Origin of the sequence: Rhizobium sp. NFR12 (genome assembly GCF_900108545.1) — a bacterium.
Classification (GTDB): Bacteria; Pseudomonadota; Alphaproteobacteria; order Rhizobiales; family Rhizobiaceae; genus Neorhizobium; species Neorhizobium soli.
Map to the genome: position 1 here is coordinate 355,102 of NZ_FNWM01000003.1, position 14,976 is coordinate 370,077.

The 14,976-nt window shown below is 59.5% G+C and carries 11 protein-coding genes; 4 read left to right on the forward strand and 7 right to left on the reverse strand.

The genetic code is table 11. From position 1 onward, the window contains the following. Positions 1-46: 46 nt before the first annotated feature. Positions 47-1,906 (reverse strand): DNA helicase RecQ, encoded by a 1,860-nt coding sequence (gene recQ, locus BLW69_RS15070; protein ID WP_092663059.1) that lies wholly within the window; start codon positions 1,904-1,906, stop codon positions 47-49. 528 nt (positions 1,907-2,434) lie between these two features. Here recQ and BLW69_RS15075 point away from each other — a divergent pair. Genes BLW69_RS15075 through BLW69_RS15090 form a run of 4 tightly spaced genes read left to right on the forward strand, consistent with a single transcriptional unit; the run spans position 2,435 to position 8,342 of the window. Beyond that, positions 2,435-3,634, forward strand: coding sequence for an efflux RND transporter periplasmic adaptor subunit (locus BLW69_RS15075; protein WP_092663061.1), 1,200 nt, complete (start codon positions 2,435-2,437; stop codon positions 3,632-3,634). Next, positions 3,631-6,795, forward strand: coding sequence for an efflux RND transporter permease subunit (locus BLW69_RS15080; protein ID WP_092663063.1), 3,165 nt, complete (start codon positions 3,631-3,633; stop codon positions 6,793-6,795). The genes BLW69_RS15075 and BLW69_RS15080 overlap by 4 nt, the downstream gene beginning before the upstream one ends. A 58-nt stretch (positions 6,796-6,853) precedes the next feature. Then, a complete protein-coding gene (locus tag BLW69_RS15085; RefSeq protein WP_092663065.1) occupies positions 6,854-7,396 on the forward strand; it encodes a metallophosphoesterase family protein in 543 nt (180 codons plus the stop codon). Positions 7,397-7,412: 16 nt separating this feature from the next. Further along, a complete protein-coding gene (locus BLW69_RS15090) occupies positions 7,413-8,342 on the forward strand; it encodes a lytic transglycosylase domain-containing protein (RefSeq protein WP_244508842.1) in 930 nt (309 codons plus the stop codon). Between the two features lie 56 nt (positions 8,343-8,398). Here the strand turns inward: BLW69_RS15090 and BLW69_RS15095 are convergent, their stop codons facing one another. From BLW69_RS15095 to BLW69_RS15120, 6 genes are all read right to left on the reverse strand, one after another. Further along, on the reverse strand, positions 8,399-10,402 hold the full coding sequence (locus BLW69_RS15095) for an acetyl-CoA carboxylase biotin carboxylase subunit (RefSeq protein WP_092663069.1): 2,004 nt from the start codon (positions 10,400-10,402) through the stop codon (positions 8,399-8,401). Between the two features lie 10 nt (positions 10,403-10,412). Then, on the reverse strand, positions 10,413-11,945 hold the full coding sequence (locus tag BLW69_RS15100) for an acyl-CoA carboxylase subunit beta (RefSeq protein ID WP_092663071.1): 1,533 nt from the start codon (positions 11,943-11,945) through the stop codon (positions 10,413-10,415). A 214-nt stretch (positions 11,946-12,159) separates the two neighbouring features. Next, a complete protein-coding gene (locus BLW69_RS15105) occupies positions 12,160-13,053 on the reverse strand; it encodes an NAD-dependent epimerase/dehydratase family protein (RefSeq protein WP_062459663.1) in 894 nt (297 codons plus the stop codon). A gap of 95 nt (positions 13,054-13,148) precedes the next feature. Continuing rightward, positions 13,149-13,358 (reverse strand): hypothetical protein, encoded by a 210-nt coding sequence (locus BLW69_RS15110; RefSeq protein WP_092663073.1) that lies wholly within the window; start codon positions 13,356-13,358, stop codon positions 13,149-13,151. Continuing rightward, on the reverse strand, positions 13,358-14,152 hold the full coding sequence (xth, locus tag BLW69_RS15115) for an exodeoxyribonuclease III (RefSeq protein ID WP_092663075.1): 795 nt from the start codon (positions 14,150-14,152) through the stop codon (positions 13,358-13,360). The genes BLW69_RS15110 and xth overlap by 1 nt, the downstream gene beginning before the upstream one ends. Positions 14,153-14,326: 174 nt before the next feature. Beyond that, on the reverse strand, positions 14,327-14,938 hold the full coding sequence (locus tag BLW69_RS15120) for a general stress protein (protein WP_092663077.1): 612 nt from the start codon (positions 14,936-14,938) through the stop codon (positions 14,327-14,329). Positions 14,939-14,976: the final 38 nt, after the last annotated feature.

Consider the following 14,976-nt stretch of genomic DNA (forward strand, 5'->3'; position numbering starts at 1 on the left):
CGCTCGCAGCGCCCTTCCACCTTTCAATCGAACAGTCGTCTATCGATTATCCGTCGTGTGCCCGAATAATATCGAGGAACGCGTCGCCATAACGCTCAAGTTTCGCTTGCCCGACGCCGGATACACCGAGGAGCGCATCGTGGGTTGTCGGCCTCTGCGTTGCAAACGCGATCAGCGTCGCATCGGCGAATACGACGTAGGGAGGGATCGCCAGATCCTTCGCAATCGTCATTCTCATTTTGCGCAATGCCTCAAACAAGACCGCATCGGTCTCTCCCAACTGCGACCTTGGGTTTTTCGAGCCTGCCGTTTGCCCTCGTGCCGTCTTGCGGCCGGTCACCGGGTCCTTGCGGAAACGGACGGTCCGCTCGTGGCGGAAGACATCGCGTGCCGAAGGCTCCAGTTTCAAAGCCCCGAAAGCCTGGTGATCGACGCGCACCAGGCCTGCGGCCAGAAGCTGGCGATAGACGGACTGCCACGTCTTTTGCGCCAGATCCTTTCCCGCACCGAAGACCGGCATGTCCACATGGCCAAAGCGACGTGTCTTTTCGTTGTCATTGCCGAGCAGGACATCGATCAAATGGCCGGTACCGAACCGTTCCTCTGTTCGATACACGGCAGCGAGCGCCTTGATGGCGGCCTCGGTTCCGTCCCAGGTGTCCACGGGCTTGATGCAGGTATCGCAGTTTCCGCAATGCCCCGCATGCTCTTCTCCAAAATGTGCGAGGATCGCCTGTCGTCGGCAGCCGGCTGTTTCGCAGATCGCAAGCAACGCATTGAGCTTGGCGCGCTCGACCCGCTTGACGTCGTCGCCGGACGTGCCGTTGTCGATCATCCTGCCGCGCTGAATGACGTCGGCCATCCCGTAGGCCATCCAAACTTCGGACGGCAGACCGTCACGACCGGCACGGCCCGTCTCCTGATAATAGGCTTCGACTGAGCTCGGCAAATCCAGGTGCGCGACGTAGCGTACATCGGGTTTGTCGATGCCCATCCCGAACGCGACGGTTGCGACGAGGCAGAGGTCTTCCTCTTTCAGGAAGGCGTCCTGATTGGCATCGCGAACCTCCCGGTCCATACCGGCATGGTAGGGCAACGCGCGGATGCCTTGCGCACTCAACCACTCCGCGGTTTCCTCGACCTTCGCGCGCGACAGGCAGTAGACGATACCGCTCGATCCCTTGTGATTCTCCAGGAAGCGCAGCAACTGCTGGCGCGGCTGATCCCGTTCAACGATCTCGTAGGCAATATTGGGGCGATCGAACGACGCGGTGAAGACCCGGGCATCGCGCAGGGTGAGCCTGTCGATGAGATCTTCCCGCGTATGCGGGTCGGCGGTCGCGGTCAGCGCCATACGCGGCACGCCCGGGTAAAGGTCGGCGAGTTCACCGAGCTGCCGATACTCCGGGCGAAAATCATGCCCCCATTGCGAGACGCAATGCGCTTCATCGATTGCAAACAGCGCGACCTTGGCGTCTCCGATCAACTCGCGAAACCCTGATGTCACGATCCTCTCGGGGGTCACGTACAGCATGTCGAGCGTGCCGGCCGCGAGCGCGCGTTTGACCTCACCGAACGTTTCCCGCGGCATGGAGGAGTTGATCGAGGCGGCACGGACTCCGATCTGCTTCAACGCCTCGACCTGATCGCGCATCAGCGCAATCAGCGGCGAAACAACGATGCCGACGCCGTCGCGGCAGAGAGCCGGGATCTGAAAGCAAAGGGATTTTCCTGCGCCCGTCGGAAACAGCACGACCGCGTCTCCGCCCGAAACAACATGGCGAACGACAGCCTCCTGGTCGCCGCGAAAGGAAGGGTAGCCGTAAACCTTCTGCAAAACCCCGACCGGATCCGCCTGCATACCGCTTTTGCGTTCACCATCTTGGCTGGTTGATTTCGCTTGCATGAGCTCGTTCCGCCTCCATCCTTGCTCGCGAGCCATCTCACACGGCACGACCTTTGCAAAGCCCGCCGCCGCAGATATCGCCACTATCCATCAAGCGGTTCGTGCCCGAATGACATTGAGGCACGAAACAAATGACCTGATAGAAAATATCAATCGACACACCCCTAGATTTAAGGGGGCAGCGGGATCGCGACCGCGTTGCAAAATTAGCAAACGATAATATTAGATACCGATAATATGAACACTTTAGGAACATTCTAAAAACCTGTCGGCACCGTTCAAAACGGATTCCCAGACGGTCATAGAGAATATCTATCATATTCTGGTCGAAGCAGTCACCATACAGCTACTCTGAAACTGTTTGCAGAAACTGCGGACAGGCCAGCTTTCTCAGGCCTCTCGGACGCAAAATGTCCGGCTCGCGATTGCATCGCAACATCGTGATGAAACAGCACCGTACGATTTGCCACCTTCCGCGTTACCTGCCGAGCAACTCATCTCGGCAGCGACGGAACAGGCCAAATTACGATGATCCCCACACAGTTCTCCTACCCGAAGAAGGGGTTGCTGCCGCGGCTTGCAGCCATCGGCTGTGCCGTTGCACTTGCCGGCTGCAATCTGCAGGCAGAGGAGGAAGCAAAGCCACCGCGCCAGCCAACGGAAGTCGGGATTGTGACGGCGATGACAGAAGACGTGCCGCTCGTGAACGAGCTTGCAGGTCGCACATCCCCGTTCGAGACTTCTGAGGTCAGGCCCCAGGTGTCAGGGATCATCGAGGCTCGCTCGTTTACCGAAGGTGCTTTCGTCAAGAAGGGAGACACGCTCTACCAGATCGATGCAAGCCTGTTCGAAGCCTCGGTTGCGGAGGCACGTGCCAATCTCGAAAGTGCCAAGGCCGGCGAAGACAACGCGCGGATCGAATTCGAACGTTTAAAGCCCCTGGCGCAAAAGGGAGCGGTTAGCGAGCAGGCGTTTACGGATGCCACTGCAGCGCTCCGGTCTGCCACTGCGGCCGTCGCACAGAACAATGCGAAGCTCCAGACCGCGGAGATCAACCTGCGCTACAGCAAGGTGACCGCGCCGATCAGCGGCAGGATCGGCCGTTCGCTGGTGACGACAGGTGCGCTCGTGTCGGCTCAGCAGACGCAGGCCTTGGCGACCATCCAGCGCCTCGACCCGATCTTCGTCGATATTCAGCAATCCTCGACCGCGCTTCTGAAGCTGCGAGATGCGATGGCCTCGAGCGAATTGTCCAAGGACACGGCCGAGGTGCGTTTGAAACTGGAAGACGGTCAGGAATATCCGCTTCCGGGCAAACTCCAGTTTACCGATGTCACCGTCAATCCTTCGACCGGATCTGTCACACTTCGCGCCGAGTTTCCGAACCCCGACGCCATCCTGCTGCCAGGCATGTATGTCCGCGCAGTTCTCTCACAGACTCAAGCGAAGGACGCGATCCTCGTGCCGCAGCAGAGCGTGACGAGGAGCCCGACGGGAGAGGCAAGCGCGCTCGTGGTCGGCGAGGGAGATACCGTCCAGCGGCGTGCGCTACAGGTCGCTCAGGCTGTCGGCAATCGCTGGCTTGTGACGGAAGGCCTTGCTCCCGGAGACCGGGTCATCGTTGAAGGCGTCTCCAAGGTCAAACCCGACGACAAGGTCAAGACTGTCGACGTGGGTAAGAAGCAGACCGCAGAAGCAACAGAGAACAAGGCGGTCCCCGCGCTATGATCAGCCGTATCTTTGTCGATCGTCCAATCTTTGCCTGGGTGATCGCGATCGTGATCATGTTGGGTGGTATCGGCTCCATCCTGACGCTTCCGGTCGAGCAGTATCCGGATATCGCGCCGCCGCAGGTGAACATCCGCGCCAATTACACTGGGGCTTCTGCTGCAACGCTTGAAACCAGCGTGACACAGGTGATCGAGCAGCAGCTTACCGGCATCGACGGCCTCATCTACTTCACGTCGACCTCCAGCGCCGAAGGCCAGGTCACGATCGCGGTAACATTCGACAAGGGCACCGATCCCGATATCGCACAGGTTCAGGTTCAAAACAGAGTGCAGCAGGCTCTCTCTCGTCTGCCCCAGCAGGTGCAGCAGCAAGGTCTCACCGTTACAAAGTCCAACAGTGACTTTTTGCTTGTCGCCGCAGTTTACGATGAAACCGATAAGGCGAAGGATTCCGACATTTCGGACTACATTGCCGCCAATCTCCAGGAGCGGATCGGTCGCCTTCCCGGCGTCGGCGATACCAACCTTTTCGGCTCGCAATACGCGATGCGCATCTGGCTCGACCCGGGTCGTTTGTTTTCATACGGGATGATGCCGTCGGACGTCATCACCGCGATCGAGGCGCAGAATACGCAGGTTGCGGCCGGCCAGATCGGCGCCCAACCCTCCCCCGACACGCAGATGCTGAATGCGATCGTGACCGCCCGTTCGCGCCTGACGACACCGGAGGAGTTCCAGCGGATCGTCATCCGCACAGACGAAAGCGGCGCACGTGTCACCTTGGCGGATGTCGCCCGCGTCGAACTCGGACAGGAAAGCTATACGCGCTTCACCCGTTTCAACCGTCATCCGGCATCCGGCATTGCCGTTCAGCTTGCCCCCGGCGCGGACGCGCTTGAAACGGCCGAGCTGGTGAAAGCGGCTATCGATGGCGAAGCGGCAAACATGCCGGATGGCTACCGCGTCACCTACCCTCGTGACTCCACCGAGTTCATCCGGCTTTCGATCGAGGAAGTGGTGAAAACGCTGATCGAGGCGATCGTTCTTGTCGTCATCGTCATGTTCGTCTTCCTGCGCAGCTGGCGCGCGACGCTTATTCCAGCACTTGCCGTCCCGGTCGTCGTGCTCGGCACCTTCGGCGTGCTCGCACTGTTCGGATATTCGATCAACACGCTCACCCTATTCGGACTGGTCCTTTCGATCGGTCTTCTGGTCGATGACGCGATCGTCGTCGTCGAGAATGTCGAACGTGTCATGGAGGAGGAGCCGGACTTAAGCCCCCGAGACGCGACGCTTCGCTCGATGGGTGAAATCCAGACGGCGTTGATTGCGATCGCGCTGGTCCTGTCGGCGGTGTTTGTTCCGATGGCATTCTTCGGCGGCTCAACCGGTGTCATTTACCGGCAGTTCTCGGTCACTGTTATCTCCGCAATGGTTCTGTCGGTCGTGGTGGCGCTGGTGCTGACGCCGGCCCTGACCGCAACCCTCATGAAACCACGCGTCAAAGAGAATGCGCCGAAGCGCACTGGTGGTCTGATCCGGCGATTTGGGACGATGTTCGACCGCGGTTACGGCTGGGTTCAAAAGACATATCTCGCGGCCGTCAATATCGCCATCCGCAGGATCTGGCTTTCGATCATCGCCTTTTGTGCGCTGGTCGGCGCCGTCGTGTTTCTCTTCCTCCAACTTCCCGGCGGCTTTCTTCCGGTTGAGGATCAAGGTTACGGCGTGGTTCAGTACACGCTTCCGCCCGGCGCAACACGCGTTCGCACGGTCGAGACGGCAGCCGCGATCGAAGACCACTTCCTCGGACCGGAGCAGGCGAATATTGCTGGCCTGTTTACGATTTCGGGTTTCCGTTTCAGCGGTTCCGGCCAGAACGTCGGTCAGGGTTTTGTGCAGTTCAAGCCATGGGACGAACGAGTGGGCGAAGAGAACGCGGCCGCCTCGATTGTGGCGCGTGCCACAGCCGCGCTCGGGCGCTCCTTGCGCGACGCCCAGTTCTTCGCGCTGACACCGCCATCGGTGCAGGGACTGGGTCAGTCCAACGGCTTCACCATGCAACTTTTGAACAATGGCGATCTCAGCCTGACGGAATTCAAGCAGCGGCGCGACCAGCTTCTCGCTGCGGCGACGGCGGATCCGACACTTGCGCGCGTACGTCCGAGCGGACTTGAAGACGTCCCGACGTTACAGATCGACATAGACGACGAAAAGGTCGGCGCACTCGGGATCCAGCAGTCCGATGTCGATGCAACCCTGAGCGCAGCCTGGGGTGGCGTCTATGTCAACGATTTCGTGGACCGTGGGCGCGTGAAGCGGGTCTACGTCCAGGGTGATGCCGCCCACCGCGGCGCTGTCGAGGATCTCGACGGCTGGTATGTGCGCACGGCAAGCGGCGAAATGGCACCTTTCTCTTCGTTTGCCAAGACGAGCTGGTCCCAGGCGCCGACAACGCTGACGCGGTTCAACGGGTTGCAGTCCTACGAAATCCAGGGACAAGCGGGACCGGGCCTAAGCTCCGGTCAGGCAATGGACCGTATGACGGAACTGGCCGCGGACCTGCCGGGGACGTCGGTGGCCTGGAGCAGTCTCTCGTACCAGGAAAGACTGTCCGCCGGACAAGCGCCCATCCTCTACGGGCTGTCGCTTCTCGTCATCTTCTTATGTCTTGCAGCACTTTACGAAAGCTGGTCGATCCCGTTCTCGGTCATGCTCATCATCCCGCTTGGCATCATCGGAGCGGTCTGTGCTGTCACGTTGCGCGGACTGGAGAACGACGTTTACTTCCAGATCGGCCTTCTGACCACGATGGGCCTTTCCGCAAAGAATGCGATCCTGATCGTCGAGTTCGCGGAACAGGCGGAACGGGCCGGCAAGAGCGCTTACGATTCGGCCATGGAAGCCGCCCGCCTGCGGCTAAGACCGATCCTGATGACCAGTCTTGCCTTCATCTTCGGCGTTTTGCCGCTTGCAATTTCGTCCGGCGCGGGTGCACAGAGCCGCATCGCCATCGGTACGGCGGTCATCGGCGGCATGATCACGGCGACGATCCTTGCAACGCTTTACGTCCCGCTGTTTTTCGTGCTCGTACGGCGCATCTTCAGCGGTCGCAAAGCTAAGGCAGAAAATCTGGAGGCCAAGACAGAGACCGCATAGCACCAGCATGTCCGTTATAGATGTTGCTGTTTTTTTCGCGCGGTCCGGTTAAAACCTCATGATCTACTTCACCAGCGACACTCATTTTGGCGATCCCCGCGTGTTGCGCATTGACCGGCGACCGTTCCCGGACATGGTCGCGCACGACGAGGCACTCATTCAATACTGGAATGATATAGTCGGCGCTGACGACGATGTCTGGCATCTCGGCGATTTCAAGTCGGTACGCGGTGGCGATTGCGATGGGCTACTGGCGAAGCTCAACGGCCGCAAACACCTGATCATCGGCAATAACGACCCGGAGACCACGACGTCGGCCAGTGGCTGGACGTCCGTGCAGCACTATCATGAGCTTCATATCGACGATGTCCATCTGATCCTCTGCCACTACGCGTTTCGCACCTGGAACAAGATGGGCAAGAAATCGATCAACCTCCACGGCCACTCGCATGGCCGGCTCAAACCGCTGCCACGGCAGTTTGATGTTGGCGTCGATGCGCAGGGGCTTCGGCCGGTAACGCTGGAGGATGTCGTCAAGAAGAAGGCTGCGCCAAAGATCGCCTCTGTCGTGACACTGGGCGGCGGACATGCAAGCGGATAGAAGAGAGCGGTTTTTGTTGAAGAGGGAATTCCAACTTCTGGGCGCTGGCGCTTTGATGGTCGCGGCTGCCTTTGCCGACCCTGTCGCTGCCGAGACCTCACTTCCGGAACCAACCAAAGAGACGGAGTGCCTCTACGAGCGGCGCGACGGCGACGAAGCGCTCTGCATCGCCAAGGAGACGTTCAACGTCGATCTCTGTCACGCAATCGAACATTTCGCGACAGAACAGAAGATCCCGCCCGCCTTTTTCGCCCGCCTGATATGGCGTGAAAGCCTGTTTCGGCCTGAAGCAGTCAGCCCGAAGGGCGCGCAGGGTATCGCGCAATTCATGCCCGATACCGCCCGTTTGCGCGGCTTGAACAACAGCTTCAACGTCATCGATGCGCTCGATGCTTCGGCCAAATATCTCGCTGAAATGAAAGACAAGTTCGGCAATTTTGGTCTCTCGGCAGCCGCCTACAATGCCGGAGAGGCAAGGCTTCAGCGGTTTCTCGGTTCAGGAAGCCTGCCGATGGAGACGCGGGACTACGTCTTCGCGATTACAGGCTATCCCGCGGAAGTCTGGAGAGACAATGCTCCGGCGGTTGCCGCACCCGATCTGGACCCTCAAAAACCGTTCAAGGACGCCTGCGTCGCGCTGGCGGACACTCGTCGCATCAACGATCCGGTTCTCGGTGCGTCAGCCGACTGGGCGCCCTGGGGTGTCCAGCTCGCCGCGCATTATAACCCTGGCGTTGCCGGCCGGCTATTTGCCGCCTCGGCTGCGAAACTGCCCTCGCCGCTTAATGCCGAACGCGCACTTATCGTGCGCCAGCGCGGCGGAAATTTCGGTCGTCGTCCGCGATACGCAGCCCGCATCGGTGAGGAAAGCCGGGCCGCTGCAGTCAAGCTTTGCAATGAAATCAAAGCCCACGGCGTTTCCTGCACGGTTCTCAAGAACCGCTGAAACTCTGTGTCCCGAGTGCGGCGTCGGCACCGATTATGAGAGATCGTCGGCGAACCTTACTCGAACTCCATGATCAGTTCATCGACCGCGAGGCTCTGGCCGGGTACGGCTGTCACCCGCTTTACCACGCCACGACGTTCCGCCTTCAGGACATTTTCCATCTTCATCGCCTCGACAGTCGCCAGCGTCTGACCTGGTTCGACCTGATCGCCCACGCCGACCGTGACCGAGGTGATGACACCGGGCATCGGGCAGAGCAGCATTCGCGACATATCCGGCGGGACCTTGACCGGCATCAGGCGTGCAAGCTGCGCAATACGCGGTGAACGCACCCGCGCCCTGACATCCATACCGCGCCAACGTAGCCGGATGGCCGATCCGATCAGATCGATTTTCACTTCGGCAACTCTGTCACCGATGGTAAAACTGGCAAGTCGCTTGCCGGGCAGCCAGTCCGAAGAGATCGCGAAGCGACTGCCATCTGCAAATACGACGGCGCTTTCTGCCGATCCGGTCTCGATCGTGACCGTTTCCTCAGCGTCTGCCAGTGCCACGATCCAGTCCTTTGCCGCCACGCGGCGAGCGGTCGCAAGCGTTCCTGAGATCTGCAGCGCCCGCTGCCTGATCATCTGATGCGCAAACGCCGCAATCACTGCCAGCGTCCGCAACGCATCCGCATCGGGATGCACACCGGAAAAGCCATCGGGAAACTCCTCGGCGATATAGGCCGTCGTCAAGTTGCCGGAGCGGAAACGCTCCTGGCTCATGACCGCCGAGAGGAAGGGTAGGTTGTGGCCGATGCCCTCGACCTCAAAACCGTCGAGCGCTGTCGCCATCGCATCGATCGCAGCCGTCCTGTCTTTCGCCCAGGTGCAGAGCTTGGCGACCATCGGGTCGTAGTACATCGAGATCTCGCCACCCTCGAAGACGCCGGTATCGTTGCGCACGATCGTGCCATCTTGCTTCACGCCCTCGACTGGCGGACGATAGCGGCTGAGCCTGCCGATCGACGGCAGGAAATTGCGATAGGGATCTTCGGCATAGAGCCGGCTTTCGATCGCCCAGCCCTCGAGCTTCACGTCATCCTGTCTGAAAGCCAGCTTTTCGCCAGCCGCGATCCGGATCATCTGTTCGACGAGATCGACGCCGGTAATTAGCTCCGTCACGGGATGCTCGACCTGCAGCCGGGTGTTCATTTCGAGGACGTAGAAATTCCTGTTGCCGTCGACGATGAATTCGACTGTTCCTGCGGAGAAATAACCAACGGCCTTTGCGAGCAAGACGGCCTGCTCGCCCATCGCTTTCCGGGTCTGCTCATCGAGGAAGGGAGACGGCGCTTCCTCGATAACCTTCTGGTTTCGCCTCTGGATCGAGCATTCGCGCTCCCCGAGATAGAGCGTGGTCCCGTGCTGGTCGCCGAGTACCTGGATCTCGATGTGACGCGGTTGCGTCACAAATTTTTCGATGAAGATGCGATCGTCGCCAAAGGAAGACTTCGCCTCGTTTTTGGATGACTGGAAACCTTCCCGGGCTTCGGCATCGTTCCAGGCGATCCGCATGCCCTTGCCGCCACCGCCGGCAGACGCCTTGATCATAACCGGATAGCCGATCGAGGAGGAAATCTTTACGGCCTCATCGGCATCCGCAATGAGATCCATGTGACCCGGCACGGTCGAAACGCCCGCTTCGGCGGCGATCTTCTTGGACGTGATCTTGTCGCCCATCGCTTCGATCGCCCTGACCGGCGGACCGATGAAGATGATGCCGGCTTTCTCGAGCGCTGCTGCGAACAGGGCGTTTTCCGACAGAAACCCGTATCCAGGGTGGACGGCATCTGCGCCTGTTTTCGCGACGGCATCGAGAATACGGTCGATGACGATATAGGACTGGTCGGAAGGTGCTGGACCGATATGAACCGCCTCATCCGCCATCCTCACATGCAGCGCATCACGATCGGCGTCGGAGTAGACGGCGACGGTTGCGATACCCATCCGCTTGGCGGTCCGGATGACCCGGCAGGCAATTTCGCCGCGATTGGCGATCAGGATTTTCTTGATCATGCTTAGAGCCTCACAGCGGGATTGTGTCGTGCTTTTTCCAATGGGTCTGCACCTGCTTGTCGCGCAACGAGGCAAATGCCCTTGCGATACGACGGCGCGACGAATGCGGCATGATCACATCGTCGATAAAGCCACGCTCTGCCGCGATAAACGGGTTGGCGAACCGCTCCTCGTATTCCCGGGTGCGGGCTGCGATCTTGTCCGGATCGTCAAGCTCCGACCTATACAGGATCTCGGTCGCACCTTTAGCGCCCATAACGGCGATTTCAGCCGTCGGCCAGGCATAGTTGATATCGGCGCCGATATGCTTGGACGCCATCACGTCATACGCGCCCCCATATGCCTTGCGGGTTATCAGCGTCACCATCGGCACGGTGGCCTGCGAATAGGCAAACAGCAGCTTTGCGCCGTGCTTGATGACGCCGCCATATTCCTGCGCCGTGCCCGGAAGGAAGCCCGGCACATCGACCAGCGTCAGCAGCGGAATGGAAAACGCATCGCAGAACCGCACGAACCGCGCTGCCTTGCGCGACGAGTCGATATCGAGGCAGCCGGCCAGCACCATCGGCTGGTTGGCAACGATGCCGATCGTCTGGCCTTCCATGCGAATGAAACCGGTGATGATGTTTTTCGCAAAGGCTTCCTGGATCTCGAAGAAGTCGCCTTCATCGGCAAGTGCGGTGATAAGCTCCTTCATGTCGTAGGGCTTGGCCGCGCTATCCGGGATCAGTGTGTCCAGGCGCATCTCCAACCGCGACGGATCGTCATGAACGGGTCGAACCGGTGGCTTCTGGCGATTGTTGAGAGGCAGAAAGTCGAACAGCTGTCTGACCGCTTCCAGCGCTTCCACGTCGTTTTCGAATGCGGCATCCGCGACCGAGGATTTCTGGGTATGGGTCGTGGCGCCCCCCAGTTCTTCGGCGCTCACGATCTCGTTCGTCACGGTCTTCACCACGTCCGGGCCCGTCACGAACATGTAGGACGTGTCACGCACCATGAAGATGAAGTCGGTCATGGCAGGCGAATAGACGGCGCCGCCGGCGCATGGTCCCATGATCACCGAGATCTGCGGGATGACGCCGGAAACCTCGGCATTGCGTCGAAACACCTCCGCATAGCCGCCCAAGGACGCAACACCTTCCTGAATGCGAGCCCCGCCGGAATCGTTGAGGCCTATGACGGGCGCCCCGACCTTCACCGCCATATCCATGATCTTGCAGATCTTCTGGGCATGGGTTTCGGACAGAGACCCGCCGAGCACTGTGAAATCCTGGCTGAAGACATAGACCTGGCGCCCGTTGATGGTGCCCCAGCCGGTCACGACACCGTCGCCGGCCACCTTCTGTGTCTCCATGCCGAAATCCGTACAGCGATGGGTGACATACATGTCGAACTCCTCGAAGGAGCCCTCGTCCAGCAGGACCTCTATCCGCTCGCGCGCCGTCAGCTTGCCCTTCGCGTGCTGGGCGTCGATCCGTCTTTGTCCCCCTCCGAGACGCGCCTCAGCCCTGCGTTGTTCCAGCTGTTCGATTATCTGCAGCATGCGTTGTCGTCTCCCATCCCCTCGTCCCCGTGCCCCAGCTAAGGCTGATGCGACAGCGGCGCGCCTTATGCCTTCGCGATCAAAGATGAAGCTGCGGCTTCGTCTAGAACTATTGCTAACCGCTTGCCGGAGATGACGCCAGCCCCTCCGATAGGCTGACGTCCGCATCCATTTCAAGCTCCCCCGCCCTCGCGGAAGCGGACAATCTGGCAGCTCAGCGAAGCATATATCGCCGCCAGGGATGCTCTTCGCGGAAGCCTAAAACTTCGCGGGCCTTGCGGTTCGAGAGCGGCGCTTCATCCCGACCCATCTCGCGCCAGACCGGCGTATCCGGACAATATTTGGCGAGGAATTCGGCGGTTGGCAGCTCGGCGGTGATCGTGTCGTTGACTGCGTTGAAGACCTGATAGCCAAGCCCGTCTTTCTCCAGGCAGAGATGGACGATCTGACCAAGGTCGCGCGCGTCGATGTAGCTCCACGCATTGCGTTTTCGCGACATCGGCTGTTCAAGGAAATCTGCGAAATTGTCGTATTCGTCAGGCTCGATCACGTTTCCGATGCGCAGAGCATAGACGTCGGCTCCGTAGCGCATGGCAAAGGCGCGAGCGGTTTTTTCGTTGACGACTTTCGACAATCCGTAGCTGTCCATCGGATCGCTGTCGTAATCTTCTTCCAGCGGAAACGCGTGGAAATTCTTGTCACCTTCGGCAAAGCAGACGCCGTAGGTCGTCTCGCTTGAAGCAATCACGACTTTGCGTACGCCGAGCTTCATGGCGGCTTCCAGCACGTTATAGGTGCCCATGACATTGGCTTCGAATGTTTTGTTATCAGGCTCGATCAGCACGCGTGGAACCGCTGCGAAATGGACGACCGCATCGGGTGCCGATGGCGGTGCGCCGTCTTCGAAGCCGGAGAACCCAAAATGCGTCGTCAACGCATTGAAGACCTGGCCGCTGTCGGTGATATCCGTGATCAGCGTATTCACGCCGGGCATATCGAGCGGTTTCAGATCGACATTCAGGACCGAGTATCCCTTCGCCAGAAGATACGATACCGCATGCTTGCCGGCTTTTCCGGTGCCGCCAGTGAAAACGATCCGCTTTGTCATGTTTCTGTTCCCTTCCCATATGTGAGCCATAACCGCCATGCCGGGCGGTTATGGTAGTCCGCGGCAACGTGATCGTCACGCCCCTCCGCGCAGCCTTACGTCGCAGCCGGCCAATCGTTGGCGGGTTCCTCGACAACAGCCTTGTCGCTGGCGCGATCAGGCTCATCGGTTTTCGGAAGCCGCAGATCGACCCCTGTCTTTGCTATGACATCGAGCACATCGCTCTGGGATGCTCCAGCTGCAACGTATTCGTCGACGAGTGCCTCAACCTTCTGGCGAAGTTCGTTTGTCCAATGGCCTTCCATCACTCAGCTCCTTTTTTAAGATCGTCCAACAACTCTATCCATACAGGTGCATGGTCGCTCGTGTGGGCCCAGCCACGAACATGCGTGTCGACCTCGGCTCGCGAGAGGTCGTCTGCGAGACCTGGGCTCAACAGGAAATGGTCGAGGCGAAGTCCTGCGTTTCGCCCATACGCGCTCCGGATGTAGTCCCAGAAGGTGTAGATGCGCTCGTCGGCATGTAACCTGCGAATGGCATCCGTCCAGCCCTGCGCGAGAAGCTCCCTGAATTCATTGCGAACTTCGGCCCGGAACAACGCATCATCTGCCCATCGCTCAGGCTTATAGACGTCGAGTTCGGTCGGTATGATGTTGTAATCACCCGCGATGACGACCGGAACGTCTAATTCTATCAGCTCGGCGGCATAGTCCTGCAGTCGCGAAAGCCACGCGAGCTTGTAATCGAATTTCGGGCCGGGTGAAGGATTACCATTCGGAAGATAGACGTTGCCGATGAGGATACCGTCCACTAGGGCTTCGATATAGCGGCTTTGGACATCGTCAGGATCGCCAGGGAGGCCCTTTCGAGTCAGCAGCGGCTCTTCGCCGCGCGCTAGAATCGCCACGCCATTCCAGGATTTCTGCCCGTGCCACACGGCGCCGTAACCGGCTGCTTCAATGGCTTTGATGGGAAACTTTTGATCAGGCGCTTTGAGCTCCTGCAGACACACGACATCAGGCTGCGATTCCTCCAGCCACTGGAGGAGGATATCGATCCGCCCGTTGATGCCGTTGACGTTGTAGCTGGCTATTTTCACGCGAATTGTACCCGAGTGCTACTATCGAGTTCGCGGCCCAGCCAAAATTTGCGGTGCTGCGTGTTGGTTTTGACAAAGCACAAGTTGACAGATCGATGCCGCCTTGCGGAGTCGCCGGCAGTTGCCCGGCATAGAGAAAGGGCGGCCATGAAGACCGCCCTTTCAGAATATGGATCAGATCGGAGTGTTGGTGCGGTAGCGACCGCGCTCGGCATCGATCTGGTCCTGTGTGTAAGGATCAGCGTTGTCGTCGAACTGCGACCAGCCATCATTGGTGTAGGCTGTACGACGCTCGTTGAGATCGACAGAACGCGAACGGGTCAGGATCGCTTCCGAAGCCACTGCCTTGTCGTCATCGACCTTGGCGACGACCAGCGAACCGCCGCGGCGTACGCCTTCGGCATAAAGGTGGGCGTCCTTCTCCGACACACCGGATTCGATCATTGCACCGACGATGCCGCCTGCTGCGCCACCGGCCACTGCGCCAGCGACAGCACCGGCTGCCGTTGCTGCAAGCCAACCAGCTGCTACAACCGGGCCAACGCCTGGGATTGCGAGCATTCCGAGACCGGCCAGAAGACCACCGGCGCCACCAGCGACGGCACCGATGCCAGCGCCTGTGCCCGCGCCTTCAGCAGCGTTGCTGCCCTGGCCTTCGATATCTTCTTTGCCGTTCTTGTGCGACACGATGCTGATGTCGTCGGATGACACGCCAGCATCTTCGAGAGCCTTCACCGCGGCGCGGGCGTCATCGTAGCTGTCGTAAAGTCCAGTAATGGTACGCATGGGAATTTCCTCTTCGTATTCGTCGTTATTGTTGTTGG

What these genes read in the sequence shown, in the direction of transcription:
- BLW69_RS15105 (WP_062459663.1), bottom strand. Translation starts at nt 13,053, where the DNA reads ATGACAAAGCGGATCGTTTTCACTGGCGGCACCGGAAAAGCCGGCAAG.
- recQ (WP_092663059.1), bottom strand. Translation starts at nt 1,906, where the DNA reads ATGCAAGCGAAATCAACCAGCCAAGATGGTGAACGCAAAAGCGGTATG.
- BLW69_RS15080 (WP_092663063.1), top strand. Translation starts at nt 3,631, where the DNA reads ATGATCAGCCGTATCTTTGTCGATCGTCCAATCTTTGCCTGGGTGATC.
- BLW69_RS15120 (WP_092663077.1), bottom strand. Translation starts at nt 14,938, where the DNA reads ATGCGTACCATTACTGGACTTTACGACAGCTACGATGACGCCCGCGCC.
- BLW69_RS15095 (WP_092663069.1), bottom strand. Translation starts at nt 10,402, where the DNA reads ATGATCAAGAAAATCCTGATCGCCAATCGCGGCGAAATTGCCTGCCGG.
- BLW69_RS15075 (WP_092663061.1), top strand. Translation starts at nt 2,435, where the DNA reads ATGATCCCCACACAGTTCTCCTACCCGAAGAAGGGGTTGCTGCCGCGG.
- BLW69_RS15100 (WP_092663071.1), bottom strand. Translation starts at nt 11,945, where the DNA reads ATGCTGCAGATAATCGAACAGCTGGAACAACGCAGGGCTGAGGCGCGT.
- BLW69_RS15085 (WP_092663065.1), top strand. Translation starts at nt 6,854, where the DNA reads ATGATCTACTTCACCAGCGACACTCATTTTGGCGATCCCCGCGTGTTG.
- BLW69_RS15110 (WP_092663073.1), bottom strand. Translation starts at nt 13,358, where the DNA reads ATGGAAGGCCATTGGACAAACGAACTTCGCCAGAAGGTTGAGGCACTC.